Below are 21,705 nucleotides of genomic sequence, written 5' to 3'. Positions count from 1 at the left end.
AATTTTGCTTTTTGTGTATAATTAAGCTTGAATAATGAAAAAACAAAGGAATACTGATGACTTACACACTCACAGATGAATCCCCAGCCCTTGCGACTTACTCTTTTTTACCGATTATCAAAGCCTTTTTAGCTTCGGCAAATATCACTATAAAAACAGCTGATATTTCTTTGGCTGCCCGCATACTTGCAAGTTTTCCTGAGTATTTAAAAGAAGAACAACGCTGTGAGGACGCGCTTGACAAGCTTTCTGAACTTGTAAAAAGCCCACAAGCTATTATCATTAAAACACCAAATATCTCAGCTTCTATCCCCCAGCTTAAAGCTGCCATTAAAGAGCTTCAAGAAAAAGGCTTTGCTTTGCCAGAGTTTCCTGATGAACCAAAAGATGAAAAGGAAAAAGAGATTAAAGCAAGATATGCTAAAGTTTTAGGTTCAGCTGTAAATCCTGTGCTAAGACAAGGCAATTCAGATCGCCGCTCAACAAAGGCTGTAAAAGAATACGCCAAATGCAATCCCTATAAAGTCGTACCTTTTGAAAAAAGCTCAAAAACAAGAGTGGCTTATATGAAAGAGGGCGATTTTTTCTCTAATGAAAAAGCAGTTTTAATCACAAAGCCAAGTATAGCTCGTATAGAATTTACAAACAACAAAGGCGAAAAAATCATTTTAAAAGATGAGATAAAGCTTGAAGAAAATGAAATTTTAGACGCTTCTTTTATGAGTGCAAAAGCACTTGATAGCTTTTATGAAGAGCAAATCAAGCTCAGCAAAGATGAAGATTTGTTACTTTCTTTACACCTTAAAGCAACGATGATGAAAGTAAGCGATCCGGTGATTTTTGGACATTGTGTGAGAGTGTATTTTAAGGAGCTCTTTGCTCGCTTTGAAGATGAATTTAAGACTTTAAGTATCAATGAAAACAATGGTATAAGCGAGCTTTTAAGCAAGATTGAAAACTCAAGTAAAAAGGCTGAAATTTTACAAGCTTATGAAGAAATTTTAAGCAAAAGTGCGGCTTTGTCTATGGTAAATTCAGATAAAGGTGTTACGAATTTACATGTTCCAAGTGATGTGATTGTTGATGCTTCTATGCCAGCGATGATTAAAAATGGCGCAAAGCTTTATAATGCCAAAGGGCAGGTGCAAGATACAAATGCTTTGATCCCTGATAAAACTTATGCTGTAGTGTATGAAGCTGTGCTTGAGGACTTACATAAAAATGGCACGCTTGATCCAAGCAAATTAGGCAGTGTGTCAAATGTGGGCTTAATGGCAAAAAAAGCTCAAGAATACGGCTCACACGATAAAACTTTCATCGCTAAAGAAGATGGAGTTTTTCGCATACTTACTGGGGATAATGAGCTTTTAATCGAGCAAAAAGTGCAAAAAGGTGACATATTTAGAGCTTGCGAGGCTAAATACGATGCTATTGTGAATTGGATTGATTTAGGCATTGAAAGGGCAAAATTAAGTGGCGAGGAAGCTATTTTTTGGCTTGATGAAAACAGAGCAAGCGATAAGATCATGATAGAGCTTGTTAAAGCTAGACTTAAAGAACAAAACGCAAATTTAAAAATTCTAAGCCCAAAACAAGCGTGTTTAAGAAGCTTAGAGCTTATCCGTGAGGGTAAAAATGTCATCAGTGTTACGGGCAATGTTTTAAGGGATTATCTAACCGATCTTTTTCCTATACTTGAGCTTGGCACGAGTGCAAAAATGCTTTCAGTTGTGCCTATGCTTGCTGGTGGAGCGATGTTTGAAACAGGAGCAGGTGGCTCAGCACCAAAACAAGTTGAACAGCTTATAGAAGAAAATCACTTGCGTTGGGATAGTTTGGGCGAGTTTTTAGCCTTGCAAGCTGCGCTTGAGTTTTTTGCTCAAAAAAGACAAAATTATCAAGCTCAAGTTTTTGCACAATGTCTTGATGAAGCTATAGGTTTGTGGCTTGAGAGCAACAAAGCACCTTCAAGAAAGGTAAAAGAAGATGACAATAGAACGAGCCATTTTTATTTAGCTTTGTATTGGGCAAACGAGCTAGCAAGACAGGGCAATGAAAAAAGCATACAAAATACTTTCAAAGAAGTGGCTTTAGCGCTAAGTTCAAACGAAGAGCAAATTAGAGCTGAATTTATCGACGCTCAAGGACATAAAGTTGATCTTGGGGGCTATTATAAATTTGATGACACAAAAGCAAATGCTGTGATGAGAGCAAGCAAAACTTTTAATGAAATTTTAGAAAATATAGGCACAAGATGAAAGTAACGATTATTGGAGCTGGCAATGTTGGATCAAGCGTTGCCTATGCGATGATATTAAGAAATGTGGCAAGCGAGCTTATTTTGATTGATAGAGATGAAACCTTGTTACTTGCTAGGGATTTAGAACTTGGACAAAGTATAGCAGCTTTAAATTTAAATATCAAGCTTACTTGCACAAGCGAATATGATGAATGCGTGGGAAGTGATATAGTTATTTTTTGTGCTGGACTTGCACGAAAAGACGGGCAAAGCAGAGATGAGCTTTTGCAAATCAATGCTGATATTATGCTTGATTGTGCAAAAAAGGTAAAAGTCTTTGTAAATGATCCACTTTTTATTATCTTAACTAATCCGGTGGATTTTTTGCTTAATACCCTTTTTGAGCATAATATTTTTGATTCTAAAAAGATCATTGCTATGGCAGGCACACTTGATAATGCGCGCTTTAAATACGAGCTAGCTAAGAAATTTCAGTGCAACACTAAAGACATAGATACAAAGCTTTTGGGTTTTCATAATGATGATATGGTGCTTTTAAAATCCTACTCACTATATAAAGGACAAAAGATCAGCGAGCTTTTAGATGAGGAAGAATTTGATGATATAGAAAATGAAGTAAAAACAGGTGGTGCAAAGGTTATAAAACATCTTAAAACTTCAGCTTATCTTGCCCCAGCAGCAGCTTGCATAAGGATGGTAGAAGCTATTCGAACAGGCGAGTTTTTGCCTATGAGTGTGATTTTGCACGGCGAATTTGGTATAGAAAATAAAGCCTTTGGGGTTTTAGCAAGGATAAATTTAAATGGAGTGATCGAGCTTTTAAGTCTTGAGCTTGATGAAGAAGAAAGAAACAAGCTTAAAAAATCACTTCAAAAGTATAATTATATAAAAGATTAATTTTTAGTTGTGTTTTAAAAAAATGATAAGGAAAAAAAATGAGTGTTATTGCTCCTAAAGATACGCCCGTTTGGGTGAATGAACAAAGGTGCAAAGCATGTAATATCTGCGTAAGCTACTGCCCTGCTGGTGTTTTGGCTATGCGTGATGATATTAATGCTGTGCTAGGACAGATGATCGAGGTTGTGTATCCTCAAGCCTGTATAGGTTGTATGGAATGCGAGGTGCATTGTCCGGATTTTGCTATTATGGTGGCGAAAAGAGATGAGTTTAAATTCGCAAAACTTACCCCAGAAGCCAAAGAAAGAGCTGAAGCTGTAAAGCAAAATAAATATAAAAAATTACAAGGCTGATTACAATGAGAGAATTAATATCAACGGGCAATGTCCTAGTGGCAAAAGCAGCCATAGAATGCGGCTGTAGGTTTTTTGGAGGCTATCCCATCACTCCAAGTTCAGAAATCGCACACGAGCTTTCAAAGCTTTTACCTTTAAATGATGGCACTTTCATTCAAATGGAAGATGAAATTTCAGGCATTAGCGTAAGTATAGGTGCTTCAATGAGTGGAACTAAGGCTATGACAGCAAGTAGCGGTCCGGGGATTTCACTTAAAAGCGAGCAAATCGGTTATGCTTTTATCGCTGAAATTCCTTTGGTTATCGCAAATGTTATGCGAGGTGGCCCTTCAACTGGACTTCCTACGCGCGTAGCACAAGGCGATCTTTGGCAGGCAAAAGCTCCTACGCATGGGGATTTTGCAAGCATTGCTTTAGCTCCAGCAAGCTTAGAAGAATCCTACACTGAAACTATTCGTGCTTTTAATTTAGCTGAAAAGCTTATGACTCCGGTATTTTTACTTCTTGATGAAACCGTAGGACATATGAATGGCAAGGCAAAATTACCAGAGCTAAACGAACTTGAGATCATTGATAGAGCTAAATTTAGCGGAGATAAAAAAGAATATAAGCCTTATGCTGCACCTATGAATGAGCCAGCTACGCTCAATCCTTTCTTTGAGGGCTACCGCTATCACATTACTGGGCTTCATCACGGAGATATAGGCTTTCCAACAGAAGATGGCGATATAGTCAAATACAATATCGAGCGTTTATTTGGCAAAATTCACAGCCGCAAAGATGAAATTTGCAAATTTGAAGAATACAACCTAGAAAAAGCCGAGCTTTTAATCATCGCTTATGGAAGCACAAGCAGATCGGTCAAAGAAGCTATCGCAAGGCTTAAAGATCAAGGTATAGAAGTAGGGCTTTTCCGTCCTATCACACTCTATCCAGTGCATGAAAAAAAGATCGCTGAGGTGGTAAATAAATTCAAAAAGGTAATGGTATGCGAGCTCAATATGGGGCAGTATCTTGAGGAAGTGCAAAGAGCGAGCAAAAGAGATGATCTTATCCCTTGTTTAAGAGCAAATGGGCGCCCTTTAACACCAAGTGAGATTATGGTAAAGATTAAGGAGAATTTATAAAATGGCTTTTGATTATGATGAATATTTACGCGTAGATAAAATGCCTACGCAGTGGTGCTGGGGCTGTGGAGATGGAGTAGTTTTAAAATGTATCATTAGAGCAGTGCAAAAGATAGGCTGGAAGATGGATGATGTGTGCCTTGTTTCAGGCATTGGCTGTTCTGGGCGTATGAGTTCTTATGTGAATTGCAATACCGTTCATACAACGCATGGCAGGGCTATTGCTTATGCTACAGGTATAAAGCTAGCAAATCCAAACAAAAAAGTCATAGTCGTAAGCGGAGACGGCGATACCTTGGCAATTGGCGGCAATCATACCATACATGGTTGCAGACGTAATATAGACTTAACGCATATTTTGATTAATAACTTCATTTATGGGCTTACAAATTCGCAAACCTCGCCTACAACTCCACTTGGCTTTTACACCGTTACAGCTCAAAAGGGCAATATCGATCCAAATTTTGATGCATGTAAGCTGACTATCGCAGCTGGTGCAAGCTTTGTTGCAAGGGGCAATGTTATCGAAGCAGCTAAACTTGAAAATCTTATCTATAAAGCCTTAGCTCATAATGGCTATAGCTTTGTTGATGTTTTTTCAAACTGCCATATTAACTTAGGGCGCAAAAACAAGATGGGTGAGGCTGTGCAAATGCTTGATTGGATCAAGGGCAGGGTTGTGGATAAGGATAAATTTGAAAAGATGGATTATGAACAAAGGGTGGATAAATTCCCTACAGGCATACTTCATCAAGATGAAAGTAAGGCAGAGTATTGTCATGCGTATGAAGAAGTGCGTAGGGCGATGAAAGAAAAAAGAATGGTTGATTTAGGAGCGTTAAAATGAGACATCAGCTTAGATTTGGAGGCGAAGGCGGACAAGGGGTGATTACAGCTGGTGAAATTTTAGCTGATGCGGCGATTAAAAGCGGACGTTTTGCTTTTAAAATTTCAACCTACACCTCTCAAGTAAGAGGCGGTCCTACAAAGGTTGATATAGTTATTGATGATAAGGACATACTTTTTCCTTATGCAACAGAAGGCGAGATCGAGTTTATGCTCGCAACTGCTGATAAGGGCTATCATGGCTTTAAAGATGGAGTAAAACCCGGAGGTATCATCGTTATCGAGCCAAATTTGGTGCATGCAAAGGACGAGGACTATAAAAAATGGCAGGTGTTTGAAATTCCTATCATCACTATAGCTAAAGACGAAGCTGGCAATGTAGCTACCCAATCAGTTGTCGCTCTAGCAATAGCAGCTTTTATGAGTAAGTGTATAGACTTAGAACTTTTAAAAGAAATCATGCTTGAAAGCGTGCCACCAAAAACAAGAGAAGCAAACGCAAAAGCTTATGATTTAGGACTTAAATACGCTAAAGAAGCAAAGCCTAAAAAAATTGATTGATCATTTTAAAAGCTTTGTTCTTGATTTTTTCTTGAGCCTTATTTTTAAGGTTCAAGCTTAGATATACATGCATTACTTGCAAAGTGAGAGCTTTCATAACTTTTTAATTTTAGCCATAAAAAAACCATCATTAAAATCATCAGCGATGATTCTTCTTGCGTTATTTGCAAGCTTTTTATGTGTTGAAAAAGCCTCAATGCTTGTGATATTGTCAAGCTTTAAAGGCAAAAACTCAAATTCAAACTCACTATTTAAAGCATTTTCAAGCACTTCTTCATTTTCTTCTTTTAAGAAAGTGCAGGTGCTATATACTAATTCTCCACCTCTTTTTAGAGCTTTTAAAGCAGAGTGCAAGAGCTTTTTTTGAAGCAAGGCTATGTTTTTAAGTTCTTTTGGGCTTTTTTCTAAGTTGGGACCAAATTTTGCAAAACTTGAGCATGGAGCATCAAGTAAGATTTTATCAAACTTCAAAGGACAAAGTCGCCCTATGATTTTACCATCTTTATGAAAGGCTTTTGCCTTTACCCCATAACGCACAAGGTTGTTTTTAAGTGTAAAAAAACGTTCTTTGCTTGCCTCAACACAGGCTAATTCGCCTTTATTTTGCATAAAATTAGCTAAATTTATACTCTTTCCACCCGGCGCTGCACATAGATCAAGCACGCTTTGATCGCTTTTTGGATCAAGGTTTTTCGCACACAAATATGAGCTGTAATTTTGCACATAAAAAAAGCCTTGTGAGAAAATTTGAAGATGAGTGAGCGTGCTTTTATCTAAAAAGGCGATTTTATAAAAATTTTCATCGATTTGTTTAAAAGCAATATTTGCTTTTGTAAGCTCTTTTTCAAAATTTAAAGCACTGCATTTTAAACTATTGACAAACATGCCTATGTCTTTATTTTGTGTAAAAGAGTGCAAAATCTTTTGGCTTAAGTCTTGTCCGTAAAGTCCTATGAGATAGGCTTTTAAGTCAAAGTAAGCCAAAATAATCCTTTGCCATCAGCAAAGCCGCTAAAGAATCACTCTTGCCATCTTTTTGTGTGCTTAAGGAGCTAAGCTTTGCAGCGTCTTTGCTCGTAAAACTTTCATCTATAAAGCAAACTTCGCCCTTAAAATCAAGTAAAGAGATAAAATGTCTTATCCTTTTTTGCATACTTTCATCAGAATTTGAGCCTTTGCCAACAAGTAAAAGTGAAATTTGATACTCTTTTAAAAGTTCTTTAAGTTCATTTGCGGCTTGATTGCGATTTTTTCTTAATATAGCTTGAAGAGGGATAGCAACTTGAGAATTTATACAAAGTGCGACACCCATGCGTTTTAAACCCCAATCAAGCACTAAAGCATTCATTCAAGCACCTTTATAAATACACCTTGTATATCTATCTTGCCTTCAAGCTCGTATTCATAGACTTTTGATCCAAACCGAGCTAAAGCTTCTTCCAAGCTTACACCTTGCTTGCAAAAGCTTAAAAATGCGTCATCTTGTTCTTTTTGTATGAGTGTGCCAAAGTGCGAGGCGTAGTCATTAAAATCATAAATAAGACGAGCTTTGTTTTGGGAAAGTAAAAAATTTGTGCCCTTGCTTTCATCTTTTCTTTGAGGCAGCACAAAAAGCTTTTTACCTAAATCCAAAGCTAAATTTGCACTCGCAAAAGAGCCACTTTTCAAATCCGCTTCAGCGATGATAATATGCTCGCAAAGTGCTATGATAAGGCGATTTCTTAGTAAAAAGTCGTAACGTTTTGGGCTATAGTTTTTTTCTTTTTCACTTAGAGCTAAGCCTTTTTCATAAATTTGTTTGATGATAGGAGCATTGCTTTGAGGATAAATCAGATCAAGTGAATTAGCAAAAACGCCTATAGTGCAAGGCATAGCTCCCAAATGAGCATTAATATCAACACCAATTGCCCCACCACTTACCACGCAAACACCAAGTTTTGAAAGCAAAGAAGCTAGCTCTAAAACGCATTCTTTGGTATAAACACTCATCTTTCTTGAGCCAATAATCGCAACTTTTGGCTTTTTAAGTAAGGCTAAATTTCCTCTATAATACAGCTTTGAAGGTGGATTTTTAAGGCTTAAAAGTTCATTTGGCAGTTCATCAAGCGCTTTAATCATACTCATACACTTCATTCAAATACACAAGTTCAACGCTTTGAAGCAAATCTTTGCTTTGTTCTAAAGCCTTAAAGGTATTTTTGCGCGGGTGGGCTATAGCTATAGCAAAACCCTTTTTGTGAGCTAAAGCAACAGCCTTTGCAAGCTCTTTTTTGATCTTTTTCACATCATCTTCATTGTCAAGAAAAATATCTCTTTTGATATACAATCTTTGAAATTGAGGAGCAAGCTTCACAGCCTTGCTCGAGCCTATAGTTACAGAATCCACAAAGATAAAATTATATTTTTTAAAAGCTTTAAAGAGCTTTTCCATAGCTTTTTCATCGCTGGTAAATAAACTTCCTGTATGATTGTTAATGAATTTTAAGCCAACAAAATCTTTATCAATTTCAGCTATCCTTGCATCAATGTGTTCTTGAGTATCATTTGGCTGCAAAGTTCTTCTTTCTTCTCCTTTAAAATGAAGAGCAGCTAAGGGCAAATGCACCATAAAAAAGTCAAATTCTCTTGCAAATTCCTTTGTACGAGGGTGGTTTTTATCGCTTGGAAAAAAAGAAGGTATGAGTTTAAGCCCTGTTTTTTTAAGCGCTTTTACTTGATCTTTACTTGCTATATCATCGATAATGATGGCGAGTTTGGCTTTTTTTGTATTATTTTTGAAATTTATGTTTTGTGGTTTTTGAGGCAGTTGTGATGTGTCGTTTTGGCTTAAACTTGTATTGAGTTCAAGTGTGATATTTGCTTCATTTTTGTTTGACAAGGTGCTTAAATTTTCTTCTTTTAAGGGTTTTAAAGGAAGTGCAAAAAAGTCAAAATATGCTTTTTGATTATGCAAAATTTGATTTTGGCTGAGTTTGAAATTTGCAAAAAATTCATTTGTAGCATTTGTTTCTGTGGTGTTTTTTTCTTGACTTTGCCAAAGAGTGAGGGTGTCCTTGCTTGTGTTATTTTCATCATCAGCTATATAATCAGCAAATAAGCCTTTTATAAGCTTTTTGCTTTCATTTTCTTCTTGTGTTTGAATTTGATGAAGCGTATTTTCTTGTGCGAGTTTAAGCTCTTCTTTAGGATCAAAATCCATAAAAACAAAAAATAGCCCGCAAAGCAGGATAATGCCAATAAATACAAAAAGAATAAGGGTTTTATTTTTAAACATAATGAATTATTTTCAGCCTTTTATTTTTAAAAAATTAGGAAATTATAACAAAATAACATTCTTTTTAAATATTTTTTGTGTAAAATTGTGTTTAAAACTTAAAAATATATATTTACAAAGATAGAAAAGTGAAAGAATTTTTAAAAGCACTCAGCTTTGGACTTGAAGAAAAACAGCTTCTCAATGAATTTAAGCAAATTTTAAGAGAGCTTGTCTTAAAAGACATAGTCAAAGAATACAAGCATAAATTTTACCTTAACAACGGCTTTGTTTTTGGAAAAATAGACATCTCAAGTAAACAAACAGGCTTTTTAGAAGTCTTTAACGAAGGCTTTGAAAGGGATTTGCTTATAGAGCATAAAGACTTAAACACAGCAAATTATCAAGATATAGTTGTTTGCAAGCTTTTGCCCTTGCGTAAAAAACGTCCAAAAGCTAAAGTTGTAATGGTGCTTAAAAGGGCAAATAAAAGCTCCTTGCTTGTGAGTAAAAAACAAGGCAATCTTATACTTGGTATGAATATCAAAACAGGCTTAATGCAAAGCTTAAATGCAAGTCAAAAAAGCCTTAAAGCCCTGCCACTTGGCACTATATTTAAGGTAGAAAATGAAAACAACACTATAGTTGAGGTTCTAGGGCATATTGATGATGAGTGTGTTGATGAGAAAATTTCACTTGCTTTATACAATAAAAACGAGGCTTTTACGCAAGCTTGTCTTGAGGAAGCTGAGGCGTATGGGGATTTTGTTGAAGCAAGTATGTATGAAAACAGGCTTGATTTGAGGCATTTAAACTTTTGCACCATCGATCCAATCGACGCAAAAGACTTTGATGATGCGATCTTTTATGATGAAAAAGCAAGAGAACTTTTTGTAGCGATTGCTGATGTGAGCGAGTATGTGGCTGCTTATAGTGCCTTAGATAAAGAAGCAAGGGCAAGGGGTTTTTCGATCTATTTTCCACACAAAGCCATTCCTATGCTGCCTCGAAAATTAAGTGAAAATATCTGTTCTTTAAAGCCAAATGAAGATCGTCTTGTTTTTGGTTTTAAATTTAGCTTTGATGAAACTGGCGAAGTGCTTAAAGAAGAGCTTTTTGAGGGGATTATTAATTCAAAGGCAAGATTTCATTATGATGAGGTTGATGAATTTTTAGAAAAAAAGCCAAATTTAGGTGCATTTAACTGGCTTTATGCACTTTTTAAGCTAACGCAAATACTTAGAAAAAGACGTCTTAAAAATGCCTTTGAGTTTCATACTTTAGAGCTTAAAATGATCTTAAATCAAAAACAAGAGCTTACAGCCACGCGTTATGAGAGCGATACGCCTTCACATGCTTTGATCGAAGATTGTATGCTTTTAGCAAACAAAGCAGCTGCAAAGCTCATAGAAACGGGCGTTTTTAGAAATCATCTTCCAGCTGATCGCAAAAAAATCACTAAGCTTATCACAGAGCTAGCCAGCCTTGGCATTGACGCAAAATTAAAAGCAAATTTGTTTGAATTTATCAAAGATGTGCAAACTTTAGCCCAGGATTTAGGCATTAGAGAAGAAGTTGATAAGCTTATCATCAAAGCACAAAAAAGAGCTGAATACGCGAGTGAAAATTTAGGACATTTTGGCTTGGGTTTTGAGCGCTATACTCATTTTACAAGTCCTATTAGAAGGTATTCTGATCTTATTTTGCATAGGCTTTTAAAAGCAAAATTAAGAAAAGATGAAAAAACCTTTAAATATTTGCTTTTAAACATAAATAGCACTTGTGAAAGTTTAAGCGTGCTTGAACGAGAAGCTGATAAGGTGGCGTTTGACTTTATGGATAGGAAATTTGCTCGCTGGGCAAAGAAGCATTTGCATGAGCGTTTTAGGGCTTTTGTAAGTGAAAATATCAATATTAATATAGCCAAACTTGATGATGAGCTTAAAGGCGCAGAGCTGATTTTGCTTGATGAAAGTGCAAATTTACTTCAAAAAGTTGAGCTTGAAATTTGTGATGTTGATATTATAATGGCGAAAATTTTTGCTAAAATTACACAAAATTTAGAGAGCTTGGAGCGAAAAAATGTATAGAAAGGATTTGCAGAATTTATTAAAAGGCAATTATTTTCCGCATTTTTTTGCTTTATATGGGGCAGATGATTTTCAAACCGAGCTTTTTGCAAGCTTTATTAAAGAAAAATTTGGTGTTGATGAATGCTTAAAGCTTTATTTTGAGGAGTATGATTTTGCAAGGGCGAGTGATTATTTGGCGAGTGCTTCTTTATTTAGCGAAAAAAAACTACTTGAATTAAAAAGCTTTAAAAAGCCCAGCAAAAAAGAGCTTGAGGCTTTAATTAGTCTTTGCAAACAAAGCGAGGATAACTTCTTTTTGCTTGAACTCTATGATGAGTCAAGCAAGCAAAACGAGCTTGAAAAAAGCTTTGAGAATAATTTTGCACGATTTTTTAAACCAAGCTCAGCCAAAGAAGGTATAGAGCTTTTAAGTTTAAAAGCAAAAGAACTTGGCATTAACGCAACGCATAATGCCTTGCTTTTTTTATATCAAAATTTTGATGAAAACTTATATCTTGCTTCAAGCGAGCTTAATAAATTCGCTGGCTTAAGCATAGATGAAAATGTGGTTGAAAAGTATTGTTTTAGTCTTAGTGTGCTTGGTTTTGAAAGTTTTTTTGAACAGCTTTTGCAAGGTAAAGATTTAAGAGTTGAGCTTGAAAAATTCTTAGAAAATTTTAATGAAATTGCCTTGCTTAACTCTTTGTCAAGCAATTTTTACCGCCTTTTTAAGATTAACTTGTATGCTAAAATTTATGGCAAGGTTGATTTAAAAGAGCTTTTAGGCTATGCCCCACCACCAAATGTAGCGAGCAAGCTTCAAATGCAAGCCTTTGCATTAAGTCTGACTCAGTATCAAAAAATCTTTTTTTTATGTTTGCAAAGTGAATATGAGCTTAAAACAAATTCAAAACTCATCAAAAAAGAATTTCTTATCGCCACTTTGCTCGAGCTTAGCCAAATCCTTAAAAATAAAAAAGAGCTTAAATAAGGCTTTATTTATCATTTATTTAAGTTTGGCTGTTACAATTTTTTCATATTTAAAATAAAAGGAGAAAAGATGAAAAAATCAGTAGCCATAGTTGGTGGAAGTATAGCAGGATTGAGCGCGGCTTTAGTTTTAGCTTCAGCAAAAAATGCTGAACTTGATTTTGATATCACTATCATCGATGATGACAAGGCGGATTTGAAGGCTGTTGCGATTTATAATGTGCCTTTGTTTCCAAAAGGGATTCAAGGTAAAGAGATTATCGAGCACACAAAAAAACAAATTGATGACTTGCTAAAAGTGAAGTATGTAAGTGGCACGATTAGCGAAATTAGTGGCTCTAAGGGGGATTTTAGTCTTAAGGGGGCTGCCGAGGAGATAAAAGCTGAGTATATTATCCTTGCTACAGGTGCTTCAAAATTTGAAATTTCTGGCTTAGGCGATATAGTTAAGCCTCATGAGTTGATGAATAAACCGGGCAAAATTCGCCTTGCTTACAGCGGACGCCAAGAAGTAAAACCGGGTATTTATGTAGGTGGCTTGGCTTCTGGAGTTACAACAATGGTAACTTGCGCGATGGGAAGCGGTGCAGAAGCAGCTTGTGCTGTGCTTAGTGATATAAAGGGTGCGGTAAGCATAGTGCATGACACACCAACAAGTCGTGCATAAACCTATCTCAAGCCTTTTGGCTTGAGCTTATCTAATCTTGACAATCTTTATTTGTTTTTAAATTTATTTTTTAAAAAAAATAACATAAATCAAAAACACAAACACAATTTTTATGTAGAATAAATCAAAATTATTTTAAGAGGTTATGTTCTATGCAAATTTTATATCCGTATTTTTTAACCCTTCATTTGCTTTGTGTGATTATTTTCTTGGGTTTTATTTTTACTGATGTGGTGCTTTTGAGTCGCTTGAAAAAAGCTTTTGGCGAGCAAAAAACAAGTGAGATTTTAACTCCTGTTATGAAAGTAGGCGTGAAGATAATGCCTGTTTGTGTGCTTTTGCTTGTCTTAAGTGGTGGGGCAATGATGAGTTCATATATAGGTTTTTCAAAAGGTTTTTTTGATACGCCTTTGCAAACTCTTTTGAGTATAAAAATCATTCTAGCCCTTGTCATAGTGTGTTTTGTGCTTAATGCCTTGTGTTTTAAACTTGTGCTTAAAAGAGCAAATCCACTCGCAGCTTATACGCATAAGATAGTCTTTTGTTTGGGTTTTGTTATCGTGATTTTAGCAAAGTTTGCCTTTTTTGTATAAAAAGCCAAGCTTTGTAGCTTTTTATTTTAAACCTGCAATTTATCTTAAAAATTAAAGCTTTTTGCTTTCATTAAAACTTAAGTAAAATTTTAATATAATAAAGCCTTGCTCTAAAAAGCAAAATCCTTGCCTATGAAAATAGGCTATATTATCCATAAGGAGAAAAAATGAGACATTATGAGGTTTTATTTATCTTAAAACCTACGCTCACCGAAGAAGAGGTGAATGCAAAGTTGGAATTCGTTAAAGAACTCCTCACTAGAAATAACGCACAAATTGAGTCTGTTATCCCAATGGGAACACGAAAGCTTGCGTATGTGATTAAAAAATACGAAAGAGGGACTTATTTTGTGATTTATTTTAAAGCCGAGCCAAGCTTTATTGCTGAGCTTGAAAGGGTGCTTAAAATCACTGAAGAAGTGATACGATTCTTAATCGTTAAGTATGAAAATAAGCAAGAAATCGCTGCTTGGGAAAAGCTTAGTCATGGTGTCAAGCAAGCTAAAAAGGAAATCAAACCTTTAGACGCTCCAGAAGTTTAAGGAAATTCAATGTTTAATAAAGTTGTTTTGGTAGGCAATTTAACCAGAGATATAGAAATGCGTTATATGCCCTCAGGCAGTGCTATAGGCTCTTCAGCAATCGCTGTAACAAGAAGATATAATGGAGCAAATGGCGAAAAAAAAGAAGAAACTTGTTTCATCGATATAAGTTTTTTTGGACGCACGGCAGAAGTAGCCAATCAATATCTTTCAAAGGGAAGTAAAGTGCTTATTGAAGGAAGGCTTCGATTTGAGCAGTGGAGCGATCAAAACGGACAAAATCGCTCAAAACACAGCATATATGTAGAAAATATGGAAATGTTAGGCTCAAGTCCAAACCCACAAGGAAATTTCGCAGGCAATACAAATCAAAACTATGCACCAAATAAAACACAGCAAAGTTATGATCCATACGCAAGCGATATGAATAAAAGCCCTTCAAATAGCAATTTTAACGCTAATAAGCGAGCCAATCAAAACCAAAATTATCAAGAAGAAAAGCTAAAAGAAATCGATATTGATGATTATGATGTCGATGATAAAAGCGAATTACCATTTTAAAAAGGAAAAACAATGGCTGAAAAGAGAAAATATTCACGCAAGTATTGCAAATACACTGAGGCAAAGGTTGAATTTATCGACTATAAAGATACAGCGATGCTTAAGCATGCTTTATCTGAGAGATTTAAGATTATGCCACGTCGTTTAACAGGCACAAGCAAAAAATACCAAGAAATGGTAGAAAAAGCGATCAAACGTGCAAGACATGTTGCATTGATCCCATATATCGTTGATAGAAAAAATGTAGTTACAAATCCTTTTGAGGGTTTGTGATGATAAAAAGCCCTTGTAAGGGCTTTTCTGCTTATATTTTTTTAATTTTTATCTTTTTTATTTCAAAGAGTTTTACAAAAAACTTTTTTTAATTTTATTTTACGCGTAAAAATTATTTATTGTTGTAGGATTTTAAAAGCTTAAAGTAATGTAGCATTTTATCTTTAAAGTTTATAATGATAAAAGCTTGCGTTTTGATTTTATGTTGGTGATTTTGATCTATTGCAGAGAGCTTCATCAGTCTTATTTGTTCTTCACTCTTGTAGTTCATTACAATCCTTACACCCCATATCACTTAGTCTTAGCTCCAAGCCTTGCGTATCATTACTAAAAAGAGTGTTTGGATCTTGCGTGCCAAAAATCTTTGCTCTTACACCCATAGCATCAAGTTTTATTTTCCACCATTGTGTAAAATGAGTATTTATCATCTCAGCCACAAGCATAAAATCAAGCCCATCAAGCTTAAAAATATATAAATTCTCAGTATGTTTAAGATCTAAAATTCGCATTTTTTTATAATGCTTTGGCGTAACAAAAGCAATGAAAAAGTCTTTATCCTTTTTTTGTAAAGTTATGCTTAATTCATCACTTAAAAAGCCTTTATTAAATTCATTTTGATAAAGATACCAAGTCGAATTGATGAGCGTGTGTAGATAATAGCTTTTTAAGCTATTATCTCGCCATAATTGCCAATGCTTTTTATCGCTAAAAAGCTTCATTTTATCATCAAAAAGTTTTTCTTCAAGATTTAAATTTGAGCTTTCAAATACAAACTCATCGGGCTTAAATTTACTTTGTATTACACTTGTTTTTAAAAAAGGCATTTTATGCAAAGCAAACTCTTGAGAAAAAGGTAAATTTGTTTTATTTTTGATTTTAAGAATGTGGTGTTTGGGTATAAACTCATAAAGATAAAAGGAGTTTTCAAAAACAAAAGAATCCTCATTTTTTTGCATACTTCTTAAACTTTGGCTTTGAGCTTCATTGATAAAAAAGTCAAGTTTAGCTTCATCACAGCTTGTATTTTCATCTTTTTTTTCACATGAAAAATAAATACTTTCATCATCTTGTATAAAAGCAAAAATTTCAAGCAAACTTTTTTCTTGGATTATTTTGCTTGTATTATTGTCTTGAATTTGGGGCTGGGTTTGGGTGCTATTTGGTTTAGTTAAAACAAAACTTGAGCTTTGTTTTATGGTGCTTAGATTCTGTTCTTTTGAAGTTGAGTTTTGACTTGAGCTATAAAAAATCGGAGTTAAAAAATACAAGCTCAAAACTACAAAAAAAATGATATAAATAAAACGCATAAACATACTTCAAACACTCAAAATAAAGGCATATCACAAGATATTATCTTAAATAAAAATAGAATTTACCATAATTTGCATAAAAATTTACTATAATTACAAAAAAACACAAGGCTTATAATGAAGATAAATTATAAAAATGCGTTGAATTTAAGAAAGGCGATTAGCGATCCAAAACGTCTTATGCTCTTGCTTATAGCCTTTGGCTTGATTTTTCTTTTAAATTCTTTTGCGAGTTATAATACCAGCTTTAAAGCCCAAGTTGTAAGAGTGATAGATGGTGATACTATCGAGGTTTTAGATAAAAATAAGCAAAACTATAGAGTGCGTTTTTTTGGCATAGATGCGCCTGAGTCAAATCAAGCCTTTGGCAAAAAATCAAAGGAATTTTTAGCCTCGCTTGTTGCTGGTAAAGAAGTAAAAGTTATCAAAAAAGACACAGATAAATATGATAGAATCTTAGCCGTGATTGAGTTTGAGGGTAAAGATATCAACAAAATAATGGTAGAAAACGGCTTTGCGTGGGCGTATAGTTACTATACACAAGCTTATGTTGCTGAACAAAACCTAGCCAAAAGCAAAAAACTTGGGCTTTGGGCGGATAAAAAACCTATAGAGCCTTATAAATGGCGAAAAACTCATTCTTTCAAGGAAAAATAATGAAAAAGTTGGCATTGTGTTTGTGTGTGCTTGCATTGAATGCTTGCTATATCAGCGAAAGGGGCATATCAAATCGCTTTTATGATGATTGTAAGCCTTATTATGATGCAAGCGGGACTTATCATGAAGAATGTCCCAAAAATTGGATCAACTTGCCCCTTGCACCAAGATAATCATTTGCTAGCTGAGTTAAGCATAGCAAGAGCTGCTGCATCAGGGCTTACTGCTGGTGCCGGATTTTCTTCTTCGGCTGCTGGGGCTTGAGTTACATTGCTTGGTGGGCGTTTGAGCTTGAATATATGCTGTTCAGTTACCACAGCTTGCATGCTTGCCTCATATACTTTTATATCATTTACATGCCCTATAACTCGTATTTCTCGCTTTTTGGAAGTTTCATCAAACAAGGCTTGGGCTTCAAGTATCAGCACATCACCTAGCTTTAAAGGGGCGTAAAATGAAGACCTTGCTGATATAATGATGGAGTATTCTTTGTTTATAGCAGCTTGAGCGACATAATTTGCAGCAGCAAAAACAAAGCCTTCAAAGATCAAGCCTTGATCATCAATCACCATTTCAGGAGAGCTGATAAAAATGGACTTGGCATGATTTTTAGAAAGCTCACATATCGTGCCACACAAAGCATTGTTTATCTCAGGGCAAGTCATAAGCTCGGTTTTGATATGGGCAAGCTCTTCTTGACTTACATACTGCTCAAGTTGAGTAAAATCATCAAAATTTGAATTTTGTTTAATCATCTTAAACCTTTAATTTAACATATACGCGTTTAGGTGCATCATAGCCTTCTAAAGTCTTCTTCTTATCTCCTTCGCTTAAGAAATCCTTAAGCGAATATCCTTCACTCCAAGCTGTTGTTCTTTGTTCAAATTCGTCCGTATCCCTAGTAGCCAATACTTCAAAATGAGAAAAACCAGCTTTTTCACACCAATTGCGTAAGCCTAATATCGACGGAATGAAAAAAATATTTGCAATTTTTGAGTAAGTTTTTCGAGGAATCAAAGCAATTTCTCTTTCATCTTCTATATACATAGTATCTAAAAACACAACCCCGCCTTTATTTAAAGCACTTTTTAATTGTTTTAAAGTTTTAAGCGGATCGCTTCTATGGTATAAAACACCAAGACAAAAAATAAAGTCAAATTTAAGCTTAGCTTGTATACAAAACGCACTTAAATCCTCAACACCCAAAAGCTCAAAAGAGATATTAGTTTTTGCAAGTGTGTTTAAAAGGTGAAATTGCAAAAAAGGACGCAAACAAGGATCAAAACCTATGATTTTTGCAGGCTTAAACTCAAGCATTTTAAACATATAATAACCATTATTGCACCCCACATCAGCAACGATTTTGCCTTCAAGCTCATTCATAAAAGGCTTTAAAATATCAAATTTAACAAAGCTTTGCCACTCGCTATCGATGAAAAGCTCATTAATGCAAAAGGGACCTTTTCGCCATGGTTTTAGCTCTAAAGCGATTTGCTTTATATCTTCATCTAGGCTAGGATCGCATTTTAAGCATACGGCTTCATTTAGGCTGAGCTTTGCTTCATGGCTTAGTTTAGCTAAGGTAGCGATGCGTGAAAGAATTTGTTTTTGCTCATTTAATGTCATTTTATTCCTTAAAAGGCGACATTGTAGCAAAACTTAGCTTAATCTTTTTGCAAAAGTTTGTACAAATGTTTTACACTGGGGCTTACTAGGGCAAAGAAACAAATTTCAAGCAAGAGTTTGCTTGTACTTGAGCCTTGCAAAAAGCCTTTTGTGCCATTATAGATGACAACCCAAGAGCTTGCTTTTTGACAAGTTTTGGCAATGTTTAGCTTGAGTTTTAAGGCTTTTTTTGGAGTTTTTGGGTGAGGATCTTTGCATAATTTTTCAAGTTTTTGTTCGAATTTGTGAATTTCATTTTGAAGTTTTTGTGCATTGTAGGGCAAGGCTTGATAGTTTTTATCTTTGATCAGCTCATAGCAATTATACAAAAGCCCCAAACCAAGCGCACATTGGAGCAAAATAAAGCCGGTTATTATGCTTGTAAAAAATGCTTCACCATCTTCTGCTATAAGTCTGCTTTGTGGCAAAAAGTAATCCTTAAAGCCAATACTTTTTGTTGCGCTACCTTCAAGGGCGATGAAGCGTATATGCTGGCTTGTTTTGATCTCGCTTGCTTTGATCAAGCCAACTTTAGAGCCATTTTCACTTTCAAAAAGCACTGCAAATAAAGCATCATCATCTAAATTTGATACCCAAGGTAGTTTTCCATTGATGATAAAGCCATTTTCGTGACTTTTTGCTTTGAGAAAGTTCTTTTCTAGCTTTGCTTGAGCCTTGGCAGCATTTGAAAGTCCCGTGCCTCCTAAAATTTCTCCGTTGATTAAACCTTGTAAAAAACTATCTTGCAAGCTTTTATTTGGGCTGTGCAAAAGATAATAGATCAAAGCTGCATGACACCAGGCTAGAAAGCCTGTGTTACCACAATGGCTAGAGATGATTTTGATATTTTTACATACTTCAAATAAGCCTGAAATACCTTTTTCAAAAGGCTTAAAAGCCCCTGCCTTAGCAAGTGCTTTAAGCTCTTCTTTTGGATAATAGCCTTGATGAATAACTTGTGCTTTTTTGCTCAAAAGTTCTTTAGCAAGGTTTTGCATTATAAGCCTTTAAATTTTGCATCATCAACGAGGACATTGACAACGCGTATCATGGTGTTAGCTACTGGTGAATATTTTGTAGCGTGTTCGATGATGGCTTGTTTGGTTTGTTCATCAGCATTGCAATCAAAATTGACTTTAATGCGAATATCAGTAAAGCCCAAAGGCTTATTTTTGCTAAGATCCCCTGTGCCCCAAACTGCTGTGATGTTTAAATCGCCTTCAAGCTCTATCTCAAGTTTATTGACAATGATATTTTGAGCAATGGCATTAGCATGAATACCCACACAAAGGCAAGAACCAAGTGCAGCCAGCACAGCTTCACTAGGATTTGGTGCTGTATCATCTCCTAAAAGTGTTGGCGGCTCATCGACTATGTAAGGAGGTAAATTTCTTATGTAGTTTTCATGGCGAAATTTACCTACAGCAACGCTTTTGCATTTAAGAGTTTTAATCACATCTGGATTTTCTTTACCGCTTTGGGCCAAAGCTTCAAGAGCAGCCTTATCTATAGGGCTCAAACACGCACAAGTTGGCGCAACTTTATTTTGTTCCATTTTTTCTCCTTTGAATTTGGTTAGATTGCAATATAATCATCTTCTGAAACCTTTCCTAGAAGTAGATTTTCTATCCTATTTTTAAGGGTATAAAAGCTTAGCCCTTCTTTTTCTTGTTCATTTTTTATGCCTTTTAAATCCCCCAAAATTTTACCCATCTTTTCTAAAACAATGATCCTATCGCCCAAAAACAAGGCTTCTTCTATGTCATGAGTTACTAAAATCATAGTTGAGCTGCTTTGTTTGGCAAGTTTTAAAAGCTCTTTTTGTAAATATTTTCTTGTAAAATTATCAAGGGCTGAAAAAGGCTCATCGAGCAAGAGAATTTCAGGCTCGCAAGTAAGTGCTCTAGCTAAAGCTACGCGTTGTTTTTGTCCCCCACTTAATTTACTTACAAATTCATCTTTTTTCTCGCTAAGTCCTACCAGGGAGATAAATTGCAAAGCTCTTTTTTCGAGCTCTTTTTTGTTGAAATTTTGAGCTTTTAGGGCAAATTTTACATTTTCAAGAACGCTTTTATACTCTAAAAGTGCATAATCTTGAAAGATTTTAATGCGTTTTTTGCTAATAGGCAAGCTTTTTTCATAAACTTTGTTTTCAAGCAAGGCTTTGCCTCCATCAAAACAAGTAAAGCCACTTAAAATGTCAAGTAAAGTGCTTTTTCCACAACCACTTTTGCCTAAAATACATACAAATTCGCCGTTTTTAAGCTCAAGATTAAAGTCTTTTAAAATAGGATTTTTACCATAAAATTTGCTGATATTTTCAAGTTTTATTTTCATATCTTGCCAAGCCTCTTTTTGATTGCAAATTCTATAAAGGCAAAAAACCAATGTATAAGTATGCCTATAAGTCCGATAAAGAAAATGCCTACAAAGACCATATCCATACGCATTAGATTGCGTCCATCTATAATCATATATCCTAATCCGCTTTGCACGCCTAGCATTTCTCCTGCTACAAGATTTATCCATGCTAAGCTTGCGGCGATTTTTAAGCCACTTGCGATGTGAAGTAGGGTTTCTGGTATGATGATTTGCGTAAAAATCAGCCTTGATGAAGCACCGAAATTCTTTGCCATTAAAAATTTTTCTTTAGCTATGCTTCTAACTGCACTTATGCAAAGCAAACAAAGTGGAAAAAACATAGCATAGACAATGACTAGGATAACTGCTTTATCGCCTATGCCAATATAAAGCACGATAAGCGGAAAAAATGCAAGGGCTGAAATAGGACGAAAAAAGGCAATAAGTGGCTCAAATAAAAGTTCGATTTTCTTAAAATATCCAAAAATAAGCCCTATAAAAATTCCAAGCAAAGAAGCTATACAAAAACCTATAATAAAGCGTTTAAGGCTGTCATATATATTGTAAAGCAAGCTTTTGTTTTCAAAAAATTCTTTTATACTTTCTAATATCGTCAAAGGACTTGGTATAAAAGGGCTTTGATAAAAAAGATTAATAAACTGCCACAAAATAAGTAATAATAATACAAAAACCAAAGAAACTGCTCTCATGTTC

Annotated in this window: 26 protein-coding genes; 15 read left to right on the top strand and 11 right to left on the bottom strand. The window is 35.2% G+C overall.

Going from position 1 to position 21,705, the window contains the following annotated elements:
- Positions 1 to 50: 50 nt before the first annotated feature.
- From DMB95_RS00525 to DMB95_RS00500, 6 genes are read left to right on the top strand one after another with little or no spacing between them, the layout of a single operon-like run.
- The gene (locus DMB95_RS00525) at positions 51 to 2,258 is read left to right on the top strand and encodes an NADP-dependent isocitrate dehydrogenase (RefSeq protein ID WP_142930457.1); all 2,208 of its coding nucleotides are present in this window, start codon (positions 51 to 53) and stop codon (positions 2,256 to 2,258) included.
- Complete coding sequence (locus DMB95_RS00520; protein ID WP_142930456.1) at positions 2,255 to 3,157, top strand: malate dehydrogenase; 903 nt, start codon at positions 2,255 to 2,257, stop codon at positions 3,155 to 3,157. The genes DMB95_RS00525 and DMB95_RS00520 overlap by 4 nt, the downstream gene beginning before the upstream one ends.
- Before the next feature lie 38 nt (positions 3,158 to 3,195).
- Positions 3,196 to 3,510 (top strand): 4Fe-4S dicluster domain-containing protein, encoded by a 315-nt coding sequence (locus DMB95_RS00515; RefSeq protein WP_142930455.1) that lies wholly within the window; start codon positions 3,196 to 3,198, stop codon positions 3,508 to 3,510.
- A 5-nt stretch (positions 3,511 to 3,515) separates the two neighbouring features.
- Positions 3,516 to 4,640 carry a 2-oxoglutarate synthase subunit alpha gene (locus DMB95_RS00510; protein WP_142930454.1) on the top strand — a complete coding sequence of 375 codons (1,125 nt, stop codon included), beginning with the start codon at positions 3,516 to 3,518 and terminating at the stop codon, positions 4,638 to 4,640.
- Between the two features lies 1 nt (position 4,641).
- On the top strand, positions 4,642 to 5,487 hold the full coding sequence (locus tag DMB95_RS00505; RefSeq protein ID WP_142930453.1) for a 2-oxoglutarate ferredoxin oxidoreductase subunit beta: 846 nt from the start codon (positions 4,642 to 4,644) through the stop codon (positions 5,485 to 5,487).
- Positions 5,484 to 6,047, top strand: coding sequence for a 2-oxoacid:acceptor oxidoreductase family protein (locus DMB95_RS00500; protein WP_137632814.1), 564 nt, complete (start codon positions 5,484 to 5,486; stop codon positions 6,045 to 6,047). The genes DMB95_RS00505 and DMB95_RS00500 overlap by 4 nt, the downstream gene beginning before the upstream one ends.
- 93 nt (positions 6,048 to 6,140) lie before the next feature.
- Here the strand turns inward: DMB95_RS00500 and DMB95_RS00495 are convergent, their stop codons facing one another.
- The 4 genes from DMB95_RS00495 to DMB95_RS00480 are packed head-to-tail and all read right to left on the bottom strand — an operon-like array spanning position 6,141 to position 9,321.
- Positions 6,141 to 7,031 (bottom strand): RsmB/NOP family class I SAM-dependent RNA methyltransferase, encoded by an 891-nt coding sequence (locus DMB95_RS00495; RefSeq protein WP_442861436.1) that lies wholly within the window; start codon positions 7,029 to 7,031, stop codon positions 6,141 to 6,143.
- On the bottom strand, positions 7,018 to 7,395 hold the full coding sequence (gene ruvX / locus DMB95_RS00490; RefSeq protein ID WP_142930452.1) for a Holliday junction resolvase RuvX: 378 nt from the start codon (positions 7,393 to 7,395) through the stop codon (positions 7,018 to 7,020). Before ruvX ends, DMB95_RS00495 begins: the two co-directional genes overlap by 14 nt.
- Complete coding sequence (locus DMB95_RS00485) at positions 7,392 to 8,165, bottom strand: DNA-processing protein DprA (protein ID WP_238386836.1); 774 nt, start codon at positions 8,163 to 8,165, stop codon at positions 7,392 to 7,394. Before DMB95_RS00485 ends, ruvX begins: the two co-directional genes overlap by 4 nt.
- Positions 8,158 to 9,321: a divergent polysaccharide deacetylase family protein gene (locus DMB95_RS00480; protein WP_238386808.1), complete on the bottom strand. Its 1,164-nt coding sequence runs from the start codon at positions 9,319 to 9,321 to the stop codon at positions 8,158 to 8,160. Before DMB95_RS00480 ends, DMB95_RS00485 begins: the two co-directional genes overlap by 8 nt.
- A 128-nt stretch (positions 9,322 to 9,449) precedes the next feature.
- On the opposite strand from DMB95_RS00480, the gene DMB95_RS00475 reads away from it, so the two are divergent.
- The 7 genes from DMB95_RS00475 to rpsR all read left to right on the top strand — a co-directional run bounded on the left by DMB95_RS00475 (position 9,450) and on the right by rpsR (position 14,998).
- Positions 9,450 to 11,390 carry an RNB domain-containing ribonuclease gene (locus DMB95_RS00475; RefSeq protein WP_142930450.1) on the top strand — a complete coding sequence of 647 codons (1,941 nt, stop codon included), beginning with the start codon at positions 9,450 to 9,452 and terminating at the stop codon, positions 11,388 to 11,390.
- On the top strand, positions 11,383 to 12,363 hold the full coding sequence (gene holA, locus DMB95_RS00470) for a DNA polymerase III subunit delta (RefSeq protein WP_142930449.1): 981 nt from the start codon (positions 11,383 to 11,385) through the stop codon (positions 12,361 to 12,363). Before DMB95_RS00475 ends, holA begins: the two co-directional genes overlap by 8 nt.
- Before the next feature lie 69 nt (positions 12,364 to 12,432).
- Positions 12,433 to 13,029, top strand: a complete 597-nt coding sequence (locus tag DMB95_RS00465) for an NAD(P)/FAD-dependent oxidoreductase (RefSeq protein WP_137632819.1) — start codon at positions 12,433 to 12,435, stop codon at positions 13,027 to 13,029.
- A gap of 152 nt (positions 13,030 to 13,181) precedes the next feature.
- Positions 13,182 to 13,622, top strand: coding sequence for a copper resistance protein CopD (locus DMB95_RS00460; RefSeq protein WP_142930448.1), 441 nt, complete (start codon positions 13,182 to 13,184; stop codon positions 13,620 to 13,622).
- A gap of 167 nt (positions 13,623 to 13,789) precedes the next feature.
- On the top strand, positions 13,790 to 14,164 hold the full coding sequence (gene rpsF / locus DMB95_RS00455; protein ID WP_137632821.1) for a 30S ribosomal protein S6: 375 nt from the start codon (positions 13,790 to 13,792) through the stop codon (positions 14,162 to 14,164).
- Positions 14,165 to 14,173: 9 nt separating this feature from the next.
- Positions 14,174 to 14,725, top strand: a complete 552-nt coding sequence (locus DMB95_RS00450) for a single-stranded DNA-binding protein (protein ID WP_142930447.1) — start codon at positions 14,174 to 14,176, stop codon at positions 14,723 to 14,725.
- A gap of 12 nt (positions 14,726 to 14,737) precedes the next feature.
- Positions 14,738 to 14,998, top strand: a complete 261-nt coding sequence (gene rpsR / locus DMB95_RS00445) for a 30S ribosomal protein S18 (RefSeq protein ID WP_034906620.1) — start codon at positions 14,738 to 14,740, stop codon at positions 14,996 to 14,998.
- A gap of 254 nt (positions 14,999 to 15,252) precedes the next feature.
- Here rpsR and DMB95_RS00440 read toward each other — a convergent pair whose 3' ends face one another.
- Positions 15,253 to 16,305, bottom strand: coding sequence for a hypothetical protein (locus DMB95_RS00440; RefSeq protein WP_142930446.1), 1,053 nt, complete (start codon positions 16,303 to 16,305; stop codon positions 15,253 to 15,255).
- Between the two features lie 120 nt (positions 16,306 to 16,425).
- Here DMB95_RS00440 and DMB95_RS00435 point away from each other — a divergent pair, with 120 nt between their 5' ends.
- A complete protein-coding gene (locus DMB95_RS00435; protein WP_142930445.1) occupies positions 16,426 to 16,965 on the top strand; it encodes a thermonuclease family protein in 540 nt (179 codons plus the stop codon).
- Entirely contained in the window at positions 16,965 to 17,138 is a 174-nt protein-coding gene (locus DMB95_RS09505; RefSeq protein ID WP_170999469.1) for a hypothetical protein, read from the top strand. Before DMB95_RS00435 ends, DMB95_RS09505 begins: the two co-directional genes overlap by 1 nt.
- Here DMB95_RS09505 and DMB95_RS00430 read toward each other — a convergent pair whose 3' ends face one another.
- From DMB95_RS00430 to DMB95_RS00405, 6 genes are read right to left on the bottom strand one after another with little or no spacing between them, the layout of a single operon-like run.
- On the bottom strand, positions 17,139 to 17,717 hold the full coding sequence (locus DMB95_RS00430; protein WP_260604806.1) for a hypothetical protein: 579 nt from the start codon (positions 17,715 to 17,717) through the stop codon (positions 17,139 to 17,141).
- A gap of 4 nt (positions 17,718 to 17,721) precedes the next feature.
- A complete protein-coding gene (gene cmoB, locus DMB95_RS00425; RefSeq protein ID WP_142930443.1) occupies positions 17,722 to 18,591 on the bottom strand; it encodes a tRNA 5-methoxyuridine(34)/uridine 5-oxyacetic acid(34) synthase CmoB in 870 nt (289 codons plus the stop codon).
- Positions 18,592 to 18,629: 38 nt separating this feature from the next.
- Positions 18,630 to 19,628 (bottom strand): acyl-CoA dehydrogenase family protein, encoded by a 999-nt coding sequence (locus DMB95_RS00420; RefSeq protein ID WP_142930442.1) that lies wholly within the window; start codon positions 19,626 to 19,628, stop codon positions 18,630 to 18,632.
- Positions 19,628 to 20,185 (bottom strand): OsmC family protein, encoded by a 558-nt coding sequence (locus DMB95_RS00415; RefSeq protein WP_142930441.1) that lies wholly within the window; start codon positions 20,183 to 20,185, stop codon positions 19,628 to 19,630. The genes DMB95_RS00420 and DMB95_RS00415 overlap by 1 nt, the downstream gene beginning before the upstream one ends.
- Before the next feature lie 20 nt (positions 20,186 to 20,205).
- Positions 20,206 to 20,967, bottom strand: a complete 762-nt coding sequence (locus tag DMB95_RS00410) for an ABC transporter ATP-binding protein (protein WP_142930440.1) — start codon at positions 20,965 to 20,967, stop codon at positions 20,206 to 20,208.
- On the bottom strand, positions 20,964 to 21,701 hold the full coding sequence (locus tag DMB95_RS00405; RefSeq protein WP_142930439.1) for an ABC transporter permease: 738 nt from the start codon (positions 21,699 to 21,701) through the stop codon (positions 20,964 to 20,966). The genes DMB95_RS00410 and DMB95_RS00405 overlap by 4 nt, the downstream gene beginning before the upstream one ends.
- Positions 21,702 to 21,705 lie beyond the last annotated feature (4 nt).

It is taken from the genome of Campylobacter sp. MIT 12-8780 (genome assembly GCF_006864535.1).
Classification (GTDB): Bacteria; Campylobacterota; Campylobacteria; order Campylobacterales; family Campylobacteraceae; genus Campylobacter_D.
The sequence above is the reverse complement of the archived record's forward strand: the minus strand, read 5'-3'. Positions and strand labels throughout refer to the sequence as shown.